Annotated in this window: 14 protein-coding genes; 3 read left to right on the top strand and 11 right to left on the bottom strand. The window is 53.9% G+C overall.

Features of this window, described 5'->3' with window-relative positions; all coding sequences use genetic code 11:
- Window positions 1–433 precede the first annotated feature (433 nt).
- The 6 genes from LIX00_RS24415 to LIX00_RS24440 are packed head-to-tail and all read right to left on the bottom strand — an operon-like array spanning window position 434 to window position 10,734.
- Complete coding sequence (locus LIX00_RS24415) at window positions 434–1,939, bottom strand: primase-associated protein (RefSeq protein WP_227357546.1); 1,506 nt, start codon at window positions 1,937–1,939, stop codon at window positions 434–436.
- Window positions 1,936–2,835 carry a bifunctional DNA primase/polymerase gene (locus LIX00_RS24420; RefSeq protein WP_227357547.1) on the bottom strand — a complete coding sequence of 300 codons (900 nt, stop codon included), beginning with the start codon at window positions 2,833–2,835 and terminating at the stop codon, window positions 1,936–1,938. Before LIX00_RS24420 ends, LIX00_RS24415 begins: the two co-directional genes overlap by 4 nt.
- Window positions 2,832–7,043, bottom strand: a complete 4,212-nt coding sequence (locus tag LIX00_RS24425) for an ATP-binding protein (protein WP_227357548.1) — start codon at window positions 7,041–7,043, stop codon at window positions 2,832–2,834. The genes LIX00_RS24420 and LIX00_RS24425 overlap by 4 nt, the downstream gene beginning before the upstream one ends.
- Before the next feature lie 32 nt (window positions 7,044–7,075).
- Window positions 7,076–9,295 (bottom strand): VirB4 family type IV secretion system protein, encoded by a 2,220-nt coding sequence (locus LIX00_RS24430; protein WP_227357549.1) that lies wholly within the window; start codon window positions 9,293–9,295, stop codon window positions 7,076–7,078.
- Between the two features lie 2 nt (window positions 9,296–9,297).
- Window positions 9,298–10,338 carry a TraC-like domain-containing protein gene (locus LIX00_RS24435; protein ID WP_227357550.1) on the bottom strand — a complete coding sequence of 347 codons (1,041 nt, stop codon included), beginning with the start codon at window positions 10,336–10,338 and terminating at the stop codon, window positions 9,298–9,300.
- A 6-nt stretch (window positions 10,339–10,344) separates the two neighbouring features.
- The gene (locus LIX00_RS24440) at window positions 10,345–10,734 is read right to left on the bottom strand and encodes a hypothetical protein (protein WP_227357551.1); all 390 of its coding nucleotides are present in this window, start codon (window positions 10,732–10,734) and stop codon (window positions 10,345–10,347) included.
- 247 nt (window positions 10,735–10,981) lie between these two features.
- On the opposite strand from LIX00_RS24440, the gene LIX00_RS24445 reads away from it, so the two are divergent.
- The 3 genes from LIX00_RS24445 to LIX00_RS24450 all read left to right on the top strand — a co-directional run bounded on the left by LIX00_RS24445 (window position 10,982) and on the right by LIX00_RS24450 (window position 12,575).
- Entirely contained in the window at window positions 10,982–11,518 is a 537-nt protein-coding gene (locus LIX00_RS24445) for a DUF7342 family protein (protein WP_227357552.1), read from the top strand.
- 5 nt (window positions 11,519–11,523) lie between these two features.
- Complete coding sequence (locus LIX00_RS26585; RefSeq protein WP_497007363.1) at window positions 11,524–11,940, top strand: toxin-antitoxin system TumE family protein; 417 nt, start codon at window positions 11,524–11,526, stop codon at window positions 11,938–11,940.
- Between the two features lie 104 nt (window positions 11,941–12,044).
- Window positions 12,045–12,575: a hypothetical protein gene (locus LIX00_RS24450; protein WP_227357553.1), complete on the top strand. Its 531-nt coding sequence runs from the start codon at window positions 12,045–12,047 to the stop codon at window positions 12,573–12,575.
- 43 nt (window positions 12,576–12,618) lie between these two features.
- Here LIX00_RS24450 and LIX00_RS24455 read toward each other — a convergent pair whose 3' ends face one another.
- From LIX00_RS24455 to LIX00_RS24475, 5 genes are all read right to left on the bottom strand, one after another.
- Window positions 12,619–12,912 (bottom strand): hypothetical protein, encoded by a 294-nt coding sequence (locus tag LIX00_RS24455; protein ID WP_227357554.1) that lies wholly within the window; start codon window positions 12,910–12,912, stop codon window positions 12,619–12,621.
- Window positions 12,913–13,056: 144 nt separating this feature from the next.
- Complete coding sequence (locus LIX00_RS24460) at window positions 13,057–13,389, bottom strand: DUF433 domain-containing protein (protein WP_368410794.1); 333 nt, start codon at window positions 13,387–13,389, stop codon at window positions 13,057–13,059.
- 10 nt (window positions 13,390–13,399) lie between these two features.
- Window positions 13,400–13,822 carry a toxin-antitoxin system TumE family protein gene (locus tag LIX00_RS24465; protein ID WP_227357556.1) on the bottom strand — a complete coding sequence of 141 codons (423 nt, stop codon included), beginning with the start codon at window positions 13,820–13,822 and terminating at the stop codon, window positions 13,400–13,402.
- A gap of 2 nt (window positions 13,823–13,824) precedes the next feature.
- Window positions 13,825–14,358: a DUF7342 family protein gene (locus LIX00_RS24470; protein WP_227357557.1), complete on the bottom strand. Its 534-nt coding sequence runs from the start codon at window positions 14,356–14,358 to the stop codon at window positions 13,825–13,827.
- A gap of 127 nt (window positions 14,359–14,485) precedes the next feature.
- Window positions 14,486–15,892: an ATP-binding protein gene (locus LIX00_RS24475; RefSeq protein ID WP_227357558.1), complete on the bottom strand. Its 1,407-nt coding sequence runs from the start codon at window positions 15,890–15,892 to the stop codon at window positions 14,486–14,488.
- Between the last annotated feature and the right edge of the window lie 26 nt (window positions 15,893–15,918).

Here is a 15,918-nt window from a genome sequence, read left to right on the forward strand (position 1 = left end):
CGCAATTCAGCAATTACATACTCTCCACCTGCACCCCTGTACCCCACCATTACTTTGGAAGAATTTGGAGGTACAGGTCGGCCGCTGACAGTTTTAAAATCGCGTATAGGGACGTAGGGCTGGTTTCCGGCCGTAAAACCCAGCCTTAGGATTGTCTAGAGCAATTCTAAATCGTAAATGTAGCCTTACAGCGTCCCAAACCGCTACTAACGCCACTTTTCGATCTGCCATCCAATTGTGTAAATCATCCAACCTTAGGCTTCAAATTTCTTGTTACTATTCCAACCTTAGGATTTGGAGGTCAAAACCGCTGAGGAGCCGAAAATCCTTGCATAGAAGAGCTAAATCCAGCCTTAGGTTTGCAGCATTGTCGCCAACTGGAAAACAATGGCTGACATTTGACTATTTTGTGGTAGAGTAGTCCATTCCCAGTTCAATTGGTTCCCGATGTCGATTGACTATCGAGCTGCTCGTACATTTCGTCTGGGAACGGAAGGCTCCCATAGATTGAGTACGGACACTGATCGCGCCCGATACAGTAGCGCTGCATATCATCGTTCGAACAATTCATTGGAAGGGGAATCTCGCCGTCGATCTCGTTCTCAAGTTCGTATCGAATCTGGTACTCCGTTGTCTCCGCATCGTACCAGGACCATCGGGAAAACAGGTCTTTCACATCACTGATGAATTCTGCTGTGCTTGCGTCTCGATACTGGGGCAACCACCATGCCATCCGCACGAGATTGAACAAGTCTTTGCGGACCGGTTTTTTCTCCTGGAGCCGTTCGTCCATCGCCGCCAGGCAGGGAAGTTCAAAGAGGTCCTCGAGATCGTCGATATAAATCGGTTGTGCGCCATCGCTGTACTCGGTAAGTGTATAGCGATTTTGCCAGGCCTGTTCGACAGTTACGCTCGCGTGATTTTGCATCGCGGAGAGAATGTTCCCGAGGCTTCGTGGGGTCGAAATCGCGTCACAGGCGTGTTGTTCCCACAGTTGATCGGGCTCATAGGCGTCCAATGCATCATACAGTTCTCGTGCTGTCTGCGATTTGCCCAACTGCGCCATGTCGGCGTCCGCTGCCTTGACAGCGTTGATGATCGTCAGCAAATCCCGTTTCTGTCGGCTCCAGTTCTTCCAAAGGCGGTGGGTCTGACCTGCCTGGAAAAATCGATCGATCCGCTCGGTGATCGCTGACTCGTTCGCAGTCAGCCAACTGCGTTGCTCAGGCGTGAGTGCTTCTTCTTGGGCAGTGAGTAGTCGTCCAAATGCATCCTCGGCATACGACCGATACTTCTGCATAAAATCCGAGACTGGGACGTACAGATGATTGTCTGCGACGTGTGCTTGAATCTCGCCTTGCTGGTCACCGTCACGATCTGTCCGTGCCAAGCATTTCCGCGAGGCAGCGACGAGTGGAATCTCAAGATAGTATCCGTCACCGAACGCAGAGCGTGTCGTGATGTCCGTACAGACGCGCCCAGAGTGGGGGCCGTCTTCACCAGGCTCTTTCGCGTAGAGGATTTCGGCGATTTCCTGATGTAGGGTGAAATCATCATACTCCCGAATGACTGAGGCGATGTTGTTCACATAGAGTTCGCGTAGATCCCTAAGAAGTGCGAGGTGACGTGGTGGTGTCTCTTCGAGTTTCGGGTGATCCATGATACAGACCGCACCGAGGGTTGCGAGGACGGCAAGCATCCCTGGATCATCAACATAGGGTCGCTCTGCAGCCTTCCGACGTGTGCTTGGCGTGAATGCATCACACGTGAACTGCTCAATATCTGCGAGCAACTTCTCGGTTTCTTGTGTATCGTCGACCGTCCAGCGCTGATACCCACGTTCGAACAACTGTGTGAGCTGGACCTCTCCTTCATCGCGCGGCAGCGCTGCCACTCGATACGCCATGTATTCGTCGTTTAGCGGTGTTGTTCGGCTCATATCGTGAGAAAACTGGGGGCGGCCTCAGTTCGGAAGTCAAAATCCGGGCTCTCGACCGGTTGGACGACCCGCGAGACATCAGCGTGCAGCGAGTATGGCAGTCGCAGTACGCGGCGACGGTCGGCCGTGACAACCGGATCGATGGGGATCTCGTATTCTTCGAGCAGCAGGCCGTTGATCACTTCCCGACTTTGCTCGTCGTAGCGATGTTTGCGGTCAGTATCGAGCAGGTAGACGTGACATCCCTGACCCGAGTAGACGACCATCGTTTCCGTGGCTGCAAAGTCATCCTTGAAGATCTCCTGGACAGCAAATCCGTATTCGAGAGCCTGCTCGATATCCGCAAACGTATAGGGATAGCCCTCGGGTGCGCTGTCGAGAATGCCGGCATCTTGAAGAGCATCAGATCCGACTGATTCCGTGGGCTCAGCAGTCGTTTCTGTCTGGGAAGTCGCTCGTTGTGCTGCAATATCTTTGGCGTCGATATCGACGGCAAGGACCCACGGACGCTCCCAGTGATCAAGCGCATAATAGACCGCGTCCGGTCGTGGTTCGGGACGTTCGAGGAGATCCGGATCGGCAAGCGCGTAAGTACTTCCTTGGAACGGATCGTGCCGAGCTGGATACTGGATGAACTTGACTAGCTCGTCTAGTGAGTCGAAGTGTTGTGCAATTCGATCTCCTGAGTCGCTTGTCTGCCACGTTTCTCGGCGGATGAACGTTCGATCGGGTGTATTCTGCTTCCGAACTGGGTATGGTTCACTGAACGCGAGAGCGTACTCCTTCGGCCCTTCGACGGTAATGAACGACGGTAGTGCGTCGATTTTCCCTGGGAAGGATTCCGTGTAGTAAGTATGAAGCTCGTCGTGAGTTGCTTCGCGCCACGTCGACGTCATCGCTCTGTGTCAACCTCCGTTTTGAGACTCCGGAACGTGTTCACCGCGGTCATACCGGGGATTGCCGTTTGGCTGAGGGCAACACGAAGTGCACTGACCGTCTGTTTCTGGGTGGCAGTCAGCGAAAGATCGAGCTGACCGGTCTCGATGAGCGTGTCGATCACGTTGATCGCACACCGTCGGTCTTCGAATGCCCACGCGGCGTTCACGTTGGCCTTCGCGAGCTTTTCGTAATCAGCGACCACGGCGTCTGTATTATGGCTCTTCGTTTCAACTTCACCGACCCAACAGAGGTCGCCTGAAGCGTCAAATCCTGCAACATCGAAAACAGTCCCTGAGTCGTGCTGATAGTAGCGTTCTGTCCGGTCGACATCGTGGTACTGGACAAGCCACTGTTCAAGGAATACGACACCAGCTTTGTGTGGGGTTTTCTCGCCGAGATCGCCCACCCCCGGGTTCACAGCCAGTGACCGGTCGAGGAAGGTTCGCCCGGCTGGCAACACGGTGTAGTACGTCTGCCGGAAGGCGCGATGCTTCTCGAGGAACCCCTTCTGTATGAGCGTCTCTACGTCAAGATTGGCAAACGGCTCGTCGAAATCAGCCATACTCTCGATGAGCGAGTACTCGTCGAGCTGGTGGTTCATCGCATCGAGCACGAGGCCAAGAAACGCTGCCTCATCGCGTGTCACACCCTCTGCTCGGAGCGTTGTATCGGGAATGTCCGTCGTCGCTTCGCTGAAACGACCTGCTGCCGTCGTATCTGGAGCCTGTGTCTGTTCGGGTTCTGGACGTGGCTCTGACGTCTCTTCCTCCGACGGGACGGATTCAGCAGGCGAATCGAGCGATGCAAACTCCTGGATAGAGATTTCAATGCCGTAGTCTTCGGCATGGGCAGCGATTTTCCGGAGTCGATCGAGGAGGTCACTCGTGGAGCCAGTCGTTTTGTGCGCTCGACGAGCGGCAACGAAGACTTCGTCTTTGGATGCGAACTGACAGCAGGCGCTCGCTCGTCGCTTCTCAGCATCGGCATATTCGGTGCCACAGAGATCACAAACGTAGCAATCGGTCTCCGTATTGTAGCGAACGTGCTCGGAGAGCGCAGCGTCACTTGATCGTTCGGCCTCGTCATCTGTGTCCCTCGGCTCTTCGCCTGCGTCTGTGGTTCCTACCTCTCCTTCGCCACTATGTCCATTCTGGATGTTTGTCGCTGTCTGATCGGGTGAAGTGGATGTCGGTGGGTCTTCGGCTGATAACTGCTCCGTCGTCGGTGCACCGAACATGGAAGCACCTCCGAAATCCTGTTCGTCACTCGGCCGGTCGCTGGCTGGTGTGTCTTCTGTGCCCGTTGCTGCCCTGTCGTCTGCAGCTGTGCCTGTGGCGTCACTCACACCACCTGTACCGAAGAAGGGTGTCTCGGCTGGAGTGCCACCGTCGGCAGCTTCAGCGGCGGCTGTGTCCTCTTGAGACCCGTCTGTGCCTGCAGTGTCCGCATCACCCATCTCCACAAACGTATCCCGTGCATCAACACGCCCGATTGTGCTCGGGCGATCGGGGATGCTACATTCGTTCTGAGTTCGTCGTCTGACCTGTGGTCGAGCCATCTCCTCAAAGAGGTGGCGCACATCACCGGAAAGTGGCTCATCACTTTCCGGGTGCCCTTCTGGAATTGGCAACGGAGCAAGCGAGAATGTCGTCGGATCTGTTTCACCAAAGTCGGGACTCGGGAGTTGCACGATCCACTCGCCAGACGGCAACCGTTGTATCCGCTTGCTGAGATCCTGTTTAGACAAATTCTCATGGGCCATCGATTTCGCGAGCTCATCGTCAACCTCGATGTTCCCGATGATTTTCGTCTTCACGTTGTTCAAAATCTCTTTATACGGTCGATTCGATCGACTGTGATCGTTCACTTGATCGGGGTACTGCATGATCAGGCCAAGGCTCACACCGAAGCCCCTACCTTGGGGCAAAAACTCCTCATAGACGAGTTCGGAGGTCGCGACCGCTGCTGCCTCTTCAATAATAACGTTTGCAATCTTCTCGTCACTGGCCATTGGTTCTTCCTCGCCTGTCCTGCTCTCATCGGACCATCCCTGCGCAGCATCCCAAAGGTTGCTCAGCAGAACCATCGTCAGCGCGTTGCGCGAGTCGGTACGCAACTCACCGATATCGAACAGAATCACTGCATCTTCCACAAGAAAATGCCGAAAGTCGAAAACGTTCTCAGTGTATTCGCCAGCCTCATCATCCCACTCAGGGACGTGATTGAAGATCTGGTAGAGGTGCTCGAGTTCAACCAGTTTGTTCAGTCGATTCGCAGCACCACCCATCGACTGCTGGAACTGCGCCTCGTCCAGCTGACATTGTTGGAGTAACGCCCGCTCGATGTGGGCGTTCTCTGCACAAATTTCCGGGATGATGCGTTCATGGCGCATTTGATAGACGGCTTCAATGAGCGAATCCAGGCTGAACGCGTCTTGTCCGAATTCCTTATCAAACAACGCTTTGATCAAGAACGTCAGGATCTCGTTCGCAACAAATGCTCGATCATGTGTTTCTTTCCCGAGAATCAGCCGCATGACTTCATGGAAGTGCTCGACGATATCCTGGATTGCATCTTCGCGGCGGCGGCCCATCGCAAGCTTGGGACGAATATCGAAAAACGAGAAGGCTGGTAACATATCCGGCGCATCAAAGTGATAGACGTTATCCAGCGTGCCGAATTTCGTGTAATGGGCTTTGAGATAGTTTTCAACCATCCCATCGCCTTTCGACTCGAGCAGCACCGTTGGTCCCCCAACGTGCTCACTCAGTGTCAGCATATCATTCAAGACGCTTTTGGACTTGCCCGACCCAGTCGAGGCGGCGCGAATGTAATGTGTAACGAGTGTTGATCGGTGGACGTGGATCGCATCGTCAAGTGGCTGATTCCGACCTTTGAGTGGCAGACCAATCGCCATTCCAGGTGCTGATAAGCGGTCTACCATCTCTGGTGCCGGAAGCGGAAGTGGCTGACGCAATCGCTCTTTGCCGCGAGTCCCGCGAGCACCCTCAGTGGTCAATGTATGTGCACTCGGTACAGCCACGAAATTGGCGAGTTCGTCCGCATTCAAAATGAGCTGCGGGCGCTTCCGTCCTTGGCGTGAAATCTTGAGCGACCGATCGAGCAGCCGTTGTAGCTCTTTCTTTGCCGGGTCACGAATATTGGTCAGTCCCTTCGTGAGACGGCTCCCGTCGAGTTCATAGTACGCCCCATCGAGATGGTTGAACGCGTTCGCAAGTGCGTCGACGTCACTCTGCACCGTTCCAATAGTCGTCTCGGTAGCGTCTGCGGGTGGCACCCCCGCTGCACGCATGTTTACTAGAAACGTCTGTGAAGGGTTTTTCTGGTCGATGAGTGCTTGCCGGGAGGCAGCTCCTCCACTTGTGGCGTTTGGTGACTGTCGGATATTCTCCCCGATTTGAGGGGCATCTCGGCCACGCCGTCGATCGCGAATATGCTCCTCGTCATAGCCCCGGAGCATATCATTGAAGCTGGTTTTTGCAGACTGGACGAACCCATCGTGTTTCGTCTGAATATTCTCTTTGCGTGTATTGGCTGCCTTCTCCCAGTCCGCATACCGAGTGAACAACACTTGCAACACAGTGGGGGCACTCGCTTTCGCAAGCCGCTCGACGGCCGTTGCAAGCGGGGCCTTTGCCGATGCACTGTCGTCATTATGTGTCGCGTGGAGCTGTGAATACTGTGTGAGCGGCGTCATCCAATCGTCAGTACGCGTTGCCACGCCCTGCCACCGAGCTGCAATTGGTGTTCGGTTCAGCAGTTCCGATCGCGCATCATCGATAGGCTGGGACTCGACAGTATCTTCGTCCGTATCGGGTTCCCTGGTGGATGGCCCAAGTAGTTCCTCGGGCAGCGTGAGTTCTTCTTCTGAAAGATTGTAACTCGCCGGATATGCAGTAGTCAACTCCGAGCGGACCGTCGACAAGAGCGATTCGTCAGTGGCACCGAGATAGAAGCGCACCGGCGTTTGGTTCCCCTGTGTGAGCGCGAGAAACTCGAACGTGGGTGCACTCTTCTGAGGGAGATATTTGACTTTCCAGCCAGATTTGAGCTTGCGTAGCCCGGCGAATCGGGAGATGATATCGGAGGGTGTGACACGTTCGTGGGCTGGTTCGATTCGAATGTAGCGACGAGTGGTTGTCATGGCTGGTGAATTGATTCCTGTAATTTCGCGCGTTAGCTGGCGGGTGGTGTGGATTCGCGAGCTTTCTCTAGCAGTGATTGAGGAATATCGTACTCCTCGGCGCGTCCGTCCGCAAGAAGGTAGGAGATATCACTCGTGTCGAGCGCATTCTGCTCGATCAAGTACTCCCACGGGTCGAGGTCTTCGTCGAGTACATGGACGGCAAACTCGTCAACATGCAATTGGATGCGCTTTTTCCAGTCATTAACGAGCAGTAAACTCTCCGAGTGGGTCCCGTCCTCACCGGTCTGTGCAGAGGCGATGAATCGCTGTTCGTTATGCGTGAGATCGTGGGCGGAAATCATCTCCTCGCTCACCGATTCGTGCCGGAAAATCTGCTTGATATTACAAAGGTTGTAAATCTCGCGGGCCTTCTCTAGCGCGTCTGCTGACTGCTCAGTGGACTCAACCAGGAACTCATCCACCGTCTGGGAGATTAAGGTCAGCCCCGTGTTGAAGTGGCGACTATGCCTGATGAAGAGGTCGATTAGATCCGTCGTGGCTGCTCGGCGCAAGAGATAATGAGCTTCGTCAATCGTCACCTGCGTCCGGCGATCGCTGCTCTGTGCTCGCTGGTAGATCCAGCCGAACATCACGTGCATAAACAGTGGTGCTTGCCCCGTATCGGAGAACATCGACATGTCGATGGTCACAAGCCGATTATCGAGTTCGACGTTCGTCCGGCCGTTCAGATTCGCGTTCTCGCCGCCTTCTTGGAAGGCCTCAAGTCCAAGGAGAAGTTGGTAGGCAAGCCGCTCGTCCGTGTCTCGGAATCGGTCGGCGATATCTTGGACTTTCGGAGCAACTCGTCGTTTGTCGGCATCAGGATGATAGTCGAGGAACTCAGTGGGATCATCGCCATCAGTGATGTGTTCAAGGATATCGATGATATCCCTGATAATCGGACTCGTGTTCTCGTGGGTTGCTGGATCTTCGGTGATGCCGTACTGGTAATACGAAAGCAAGACGGCACGCCGTAGAATCCCCTCTTGTTCATTTGAGAGGGCTTGGCCGTCACCCGAAGCAAAATGCAGTCGGAATAACTCCATCACTGATCGGTACTTCTTGAGAAACGGATCTTCGACGACGTCGTCGATCCCACGACGAATCTCGAGTGGGTTGATCGTGTTCTCGCCACCAAACCGAATGACTTGCCCACCAAGATCCTCCGCAAAGTCGACAAAGTCAGCCAGTGGATCCAGGACGAGAAGTTCGATCTCGGGATCCATCATCATGCGATGGAACATCTCGTATTTCTCGGCGAACGTCTTCCCGGAGCCCATCTCACCAGCAATCACCTTCGAATATGAGGAGAACCGGTAGCGATCGAGGAGAACGGGGGTATGCGTCCCGTCGAACCCGTAGTAGACACCTTCGTCATCGGCCAGTGCAGGCTCAATAAATGGGAACATGGTGCCGACAGCCGTCTCCTGCATGAGTTGGGTCGCTTTGATCGGATCACTCCCGAGCGGTGCGAGGGCATCCTGTGACTCAACTTGCCGTTTCTCCAAGGGAACCGCTTCTGTATTCGCCTTGGCGATAATCTCCAAGGCACGCTCGGTCGCCTCATTTAGTTCCTGCTTCGAGTCGGCAATGATCTCGAAGTAGATAGCAAAGGTGAACAGTTTCGTCTCACCGCGAATAATATCCCAAATGAGATCGGAGACAGCCTCGTGGTCGGATTCAAGTTCGTGGGTATCACTCTGATTTTTTTCGTCTTTCCGATAGAGACGGGCACGAAGTTGTGTGAGGCGATTGCGGAGTTTCCGCAGAATCTCGTGTGAATCACGCGGCCGGATGTGCTGTGTCACCCGAATATTGTCGTGGGTCGTGTAGAGGTCGTCAAGCCAGCCGAGCGGAACACGCTCCGGATAGCCATGGATCGTCATCGTGCGCACGTACTGGCCTCCACGAACCATGTATCCCGACTCTAGGAACCCTGATCTCTCGGATATCTCGTGTGGAGCGATGATATCCCGGTCGGCGAGTGAACGTTCCGTCTCATCTTGAAGAACGCCCAGACGAATCTCACCCTCCTCGGCATTTTCGAGTTCGAGGAGATGTTTCGCTTGGGCCTGGATGTTTTCCTTCGAGAGTTCGTCGCCATTCGCTTCGAGAATGGCGGTCGCTCGGTCGAAGATCTCATCATCGATTTCATCGAGTCCTGGTTCGCTCTTCAGGCCGGGAATGAGTGATCGGAGTCGAGAACCCATCGTTAGATCTCCCCCTTGGAGAATGTTGCATGATCAAAGCGATCGAACTCCGGTTTCACGTGATTGTAGTAGTGGTACAGGAGTTCCATCGTCTCCTGTCGAGTGCTGACTAATTCAGTCGCGACGTCCGTTCGCCCAAGCTTGTCGATGACGCGGCGCTGGCGATTGTGTACTTCCCGGATGCATAGCTCGGTTTCCGCGTTCTCGTACGTCTCCACCCACGGAAGCCGTTTGAGAATGTTTGCGCCAGCAGAGCCGATAAGCGGGAGCGTGCTCAGCTGGTTGAGGACGCTCCCAGTATCCAGATTTGTCGTGACCTGCGCGGCGTTGACGCGAATGACAATGTAGTAGTCGCGTGTTTTGATCCCTGAGCCGTCGATGTTGTCCTGTGCCCACTGGATGTAATACCGGCGTCCATACTGCAGAATCGGAGATTGCCCACGTGCGGCGACACTCGTGCCACCGCGAATGAACTTGTTGTAGTGCTCACCGAGGTCGAACTCACGGGGATAGCACGGGATGGCGATCGACCAATCAAGTGCCATAAGAAACGAAATGTAGTCGCTCATCACCTGCCGACGTTGCTCATAGTTGAGTGTCAACCAGTTCCGTGGCTTGACTTTCACGAGTCCGATATAGTTCTCACCGTCGACCGCGATACCGTCATCACGCACATAGTCAAAGCCGAGTTGCGCCTGTGTCGTCGTTTGCTTGTTGAGTTTATCTTCGAGGTGGAACTGGTCACGAGCTCGTGCTTCGTTACGAGCCGTTGGGAGATCCGTGTCAATTTCTGCGAGAGCTGCATCTATCGCCCGGAGAACGTCCAAATCTGATTCAGGCCGGTCCGCATCGGTCCCAAGGTCACGATCGGCTATCCCGAGCGCTGTCCGTACTGTGGGGCCGTCATCGGATGACTGAGTGGTTGACTCATCTGGTGCTGTCGTGGAATCAGATTCGGTAGTCTCGGTTTCTGCTTCGTCTCGAGTGCCAGACTGTCCAGTAGTGGCTGTCGAGGTGTCGGTGGCAGGCGGTGGTGAATCCATGGTTGTTTACTGGTGGGAGTCGTGACCGTTTTCCGCTTCGATCGTCTCAATGTCGAGGCCAGCGTGGCGGACGCCGACGACATCTTGGGTTTTCGTCGTTTCTGTGGTGGGTCGTGTCCGGCGATTTCGATACACCGTGGTGCCGAGATAGTAGTGCACACAAGCTCGCGCGTAGCTGAGCGGCCGTTGTGCGGCAGGAGTGATGAGGAGAACCACGACACCGAGAGCGAGCGCAAGGCCGGTCGCCATGAGAAAGAGATCGCCTGAAGCGCCGAGACTCTGGGCAATGCCAAGGCCGAGAAACGGAAGGACGAGTGCTTCACCGATATCGCGGGCGGTCAGACCAAAGATGAGCTTTGTGTTGATGATTTGGCCGGCGATTGGGAACGTTTCCATTTGATATTATCTTATACCGTGACTAGTTAATAATTACTCCACGTGTCGGCTTTTGTTTTGATTTTCACTAACACTAAGGTATTATCCTAATCAAAGAATAGTTCCCTGGAGTCAAGCCATACTAATGGGATAAGAGCGCCACGATTGATGTACTCGCGAGTCTTCGTCGGCCTCGTTCGGTAGTAGTTCAGATCAATATATTCTTCTAAGGGCCAAATATATGATCTTCGAGCACGAAGGATCGTGTATGTCCAATCCCGGTCATCCAGATGATGCAGACGCCGTTGAGAAAGAGCGGCAGCAGTGGGATCACGGGTCCTCGACGCGTGATCGTGTCTACGACACAGCCATCCAATTGTATGAACCAGCAACCGTTGACGAGGTTGCGAGCCGCGCTCACTGTTCGGAAGGAGCTGCACGAGAACACCTAGAGTGGTTGAGCGACCGCGGGATTGTCGAACCAATTGATGGGCGGCCGAAACGATACCAGAGAAACCATGCGTACTTCGAGTGGGTTCGTGCGAACGAGCTTCGCCGTGAGCACACCGACGCTGAACTCGAAACCAAACTTTCCGCCCTCGTTGCAGAAGAGCAAGCGTATCGTGAGCAGTACGGTGTTGCTGACCCAGGACAGATTGACGCACTAGCGGAAGCAGACTATGATTCGCTTGAGACGGTCTGGGAAGACATCGGTGACTGGAAAACGATTCGTCGTGAGCTTCGGATCATTGAACGGGCACGAAAGGATCGAGACACACTCAGCGGTGCTGGAATCGTTGGGTAGTCTGGATGGACGAAACTGACACTGGTCCCCTTGATGAGGATGTTTTGCGAGCAATTCGGGGACGGTTACTGCAGGACGACCGGTTCAAACATGTGAAGTTTGAACCGTCTTCAAATCGAGTTCGGAACCTTGGCGCGGAGTATGATCCATCCCTCTTTCCCAATCGAATTCAGGGTGCTCGACTCGACATCCGATGGTATATTGGCGGTGATTTTTCCGTCCATTATTGTGAAGAGTGGCGAAATGGAACACAGTGGGAGTGTCGATGGGACCGGCATCCAAAGCCTGTTGGACGAACGCACTTTCACCCCTCACCGAATGCAGGACAGGCAACAGCAGCAGACTTTCCGAGCGACTATCGCGATGTCCTCGCAATTGTGCTTGCATATGTCGCTGAACGGATCGAAACCCTCTGGAGTTAGCACTAACAACGAACCATGAGCAGAAAACTCGTGTCTCCATTGTCTAAGTAGGCCAGAGACTGGTACGCGAAGTGTTATTGACGGCAACTTCGAAGCTATCATGTATGGTCGTGTTTCCGGTTCGTGAGTATACGAGCTACGATGAGTTTGTTCGTGAATGGTGTGCTGAGGCTCTTGCCGACGAAGAGTGTTCATTGACGGAGGCGCGTGACCGCGGATTGATTGATGAACAAGCGACGCAGTGGCGGTGGCAACTGCTGGGCGAACTCAACCCTGATGAACTGCTACTCAAAATCCCGAAATGGCTTGCAGAGGAGAAAGTTGGGTTTACAGAGGGTGGAACCCCAACAGAGCTTGTCGGTCGAATCGGTGATGAAACAGAGAAAGCGATTTTGTTCATTGACTCCGCACCAGCGCAACCACTCATGAAACGCGCCCATCGCATCCACATGCTCGAAACAAGTCTCAAGGAGCAGAACACAGATACGCCTGATGTCGAGCAACGGGCATGGTTGCAAGATCGGCTCACCGAACAACGCAACCAGTATGCCACAGACCGAGAAACGACAGGGCTTGTTGACGAGTGGCTCCCTATCTCACAAATCATCCAAGCAGTCCGCCGTTCAGATCCCTGATTCGAGTTCCTCGGTCATCTCTAATTCCTCGGCTGAACCGTCATCAGGCACGGTGGGATTCAAGACTCTCGAATACCTTCTTTCCCTTTCGTGTTGCGAGTTCCGATGGTGGTGCAACGCGATACGCGAGTTCAGTTCGTTGCTGCTCATCGGACGTTGCGTTGTCACGAAGAATCGCGACCAGCATTCCATCTTGTGAGCGCAAGAGGATTCCGTCCTCTGTGATTGACGACCGCAATCCCTTCAGTGTTTGCTGGACGAGTTCTTGGGCTTCCCCTGGCTTGATGGTGAGTTGCACTGTGTCAAATTCTGGTCGATCTTGCGTCGCTGCTGTCATGCTTCGTTTCCACCAGGCTAGGCGTCTCTAAATCCATCTCTCACATAAACTTGTGGCCGCGCGTTCTCCCCTGTCCAAGTTCTTTCAGTGCTCGCTCAAAGATGCGGCTTACATGCTCATCCAGCCGGATCTTTGTTGCGGCAGTCACTGAACTGATTGCTTCGGTTTGAGTGAGTGGGTGTGGACGCGGTCAAACGCAGTATTGTTTTCTCGTCTCAGAGCACGTATCTCATCGATATGTGAGTAATAGTATGAAAGAGCTTCATACACCTCCGTAAGTGCGAGATCAAGCTGGTCAGCAATATATGCAGGTGACTGGCTCGTGTCAATCACTCTGGCTACGATGTGACGAACGCCGATACGAGTCCCCTCAATTCGTGGTTCCCCACTGAGTACATCATCGTCACAAATGATGGTCATGGGTCTGGATACGTAGCAAAGTCGTATATTCCTTGTTCGGACATTTTCAGCTCTCATCGTGTTCCGCCTAGATCGTTCCAAGGCGCGTCTCCACCCACGGGAAGACGACTGTTTTAAGAAGAGCAGTCACATCGGTCGGGAAGTCCCGATTCTCGGCATCACTTGTCCCTGCAGCCGGAAACGGATGGAAATGATCCTGTGTGTTGTGATTTTGCTCATGTCGGTCCCACCGGCAACGCCGGATCTCCCCGACGTAGGTCTCGATATACAAGACATGGAAATTGCCGTTTGTGTACACTCGCAGTTCGAGTCGGACGTTGCCTATGGTGTCCGGAGAATAGTCGGCGTTAAGGTGAATGAGCAGTGTCTCCTGCTTGTTTGCGGGGAACAGCGATGTAGTCTGTACCTCGTCCAGACTGGCAAGGACACGGGCAAGATAGCGAAGCAACTCTTCATCAACCGATTGTGTTTCATCGGTTTCGTTGGCCACAGTCAGGCGGCCTCCGACTCCGAATCGGCCGCTCGCTGCTTTCGCACATCATCAAGCCGTCTGATCCGACGTCGGACTGTCTCCCACTCGCTGAGTTCCATCCACACCTCTTCGATCTGGTCGTAGTCAGCGTGATCGAGTGCGTTGACGTCGCTTGGTCGCTTGGCATCGTACCGATCTCGGAGTGTCTGTTCACGAGTCGTGAGGTCCTCAAGTCTGTCCTGGAGCTTGCTCGGCGAGAGTTGTTCGAGGCGGCTTCGCTTGCGCCACTCGAAGTAGGACTCGTTCCGTCGGTACGTCGCGGGGTTTTCGGCGACGCGTTCAAGCACACCAATATCGACGAGGCGTTCTAGGTGGCGACGGGCGGTATCGGGCGCACAATCAGCCCGCTCTGCGATTGCAGCCACTCGCGCCGGCTCATAGAGTTGGAGCGCGACCCGGTAGACGCGCTCATCAGCTGGTTCCGCGGCCAGTTTTGTCTCGAACTCGCCAGCGAGATCGAATTTGGACGGTGGGTCGGCGTCCGGCGTGGGCATAACTAGTAGCTAGTGTTGCTGACTAATATGTTTCCCTCCTGCCGATCTATTTCGTCAGCAGTGTCCTAACATTGGATCTCTCTCGACCAATCACCCTACAGTTGCTGATCAAAGCTGAAGAAGCAAATTATTCGAGAGACGCTTCAGGGAAGGACTTGCGGAGATCTTTCGCTGTAATCGCTGTTGCGTCGCGTTCAGCGGCCTGCATCGCTGCATCGTCAACAATACCGACGATATCAGCACTACTGAGACCTTCCGAACGATCAGCGAGATACTGGTAGGCGTCCTCGTCGAGAGCAGTCGGCAGTTCACGGAGCCGCACGCGGAAGATTTTCTCGCGAGCTTCTGTGTCCGGAAGGTCAACCTCGTACTGCTGATCAAAGCGACCACGACGAGTCGCAGCTTCATCCAATAGGTCCGCACGGTTCGTTGCTGCAATAAGAAGGAAACTCGGATCTTCATCGTCCAAGTGTGCGAGAAACTCGTTGACGACTTGGGCATGTTCACGATGAAGATCGTTCCCACGACCGGCGAGGAGGGCATCGATCTCGTCGACGAAGATCACACAGCGTTCAAACTGCTCGGCCTCGTTGAACAATTGGTTAACTTGCTCGGTGGACTCGTTCACCCATCGGCTTTTGATATCGCCAGCGCTCAGCTCAAGGTACGGGTGGCCGAGTTCACCAGCAATCGCCCGAGCAAAATGAGTCTTCCCCGTGCCAGGGGGGCCATATAGGAGGATGCCATTTGGTGGAGAGACGTTGAACCGCTCGTAGGCAGCATCGGTGTGTGAGAGCGGGCGAAGAACTGACCGCATTATATTGCGTTTGAGGGTGTCCATGCCACCAACATCGCGAAACGTCGTGGTGGGAGCTGACTCCCAACCAAATGTGAAATCAGACTGAATATCCGTCATCGTCTCTTTGTTGTGATTCTGATGCTGACTCTGCTCTTGTCGTTTGGTGGATTGGCTATTCTGGTAGTTACGATCTCGAGATTGTTCTCGCTGTTTCTTTGTCTCCTTTGAGTGGTCCTCATCCGAGCCGAGAACTACTGAAAAGCTCGTCAACTGTATCGGAATACATGCTATCCAACTAAGGCCCATTAGCCATGGCCCGTCGAGCATGGGAGCAACACGGAAGAGTTGCAAGACTCCTGCAAGCTGTGGGGAAAGATGGCTCCAAAGAGGAAGAAACCACACACCTGTTAGTAGAGTTAGTCCGATAACCTCTCCAAGAATCCATCCAGAATCTATGTCTTGGGAATCCAATCGAGCTACCTGGTTCGTGAGGTCATAGATTACAGAGGTTACAAGAGTTGGAATGGTCCAGATAGCAAATACCCCGATAATTGCTGGGATGAGTATACCAACAGTCGAGACGAGTTCACCTGTGACCAGTAATAATCCAAGTGGAGAAAGGAAATAACACACCGAAGCAATTAGTGTCGAGAGCGCAATTCTAGTAAGTCTCTTGGGATCGCGTGAGCGATTGTTCTGCGCTGCGGTGGACGTTATCTTTTCTTGACCGTCCATGAGTTATCTTAGATTTCCCCCGTCAT

This window comes from Haladaptatus salinisoli (genome assembly GCF_020614375.1).
Taxonomy (GTDB): domain Archaea; phylum Halobacteriota; class Halobacteria; order Halobacteriales; family Haladaptataceae; genus Haladaptatus; species Haladaptatus salinisoli.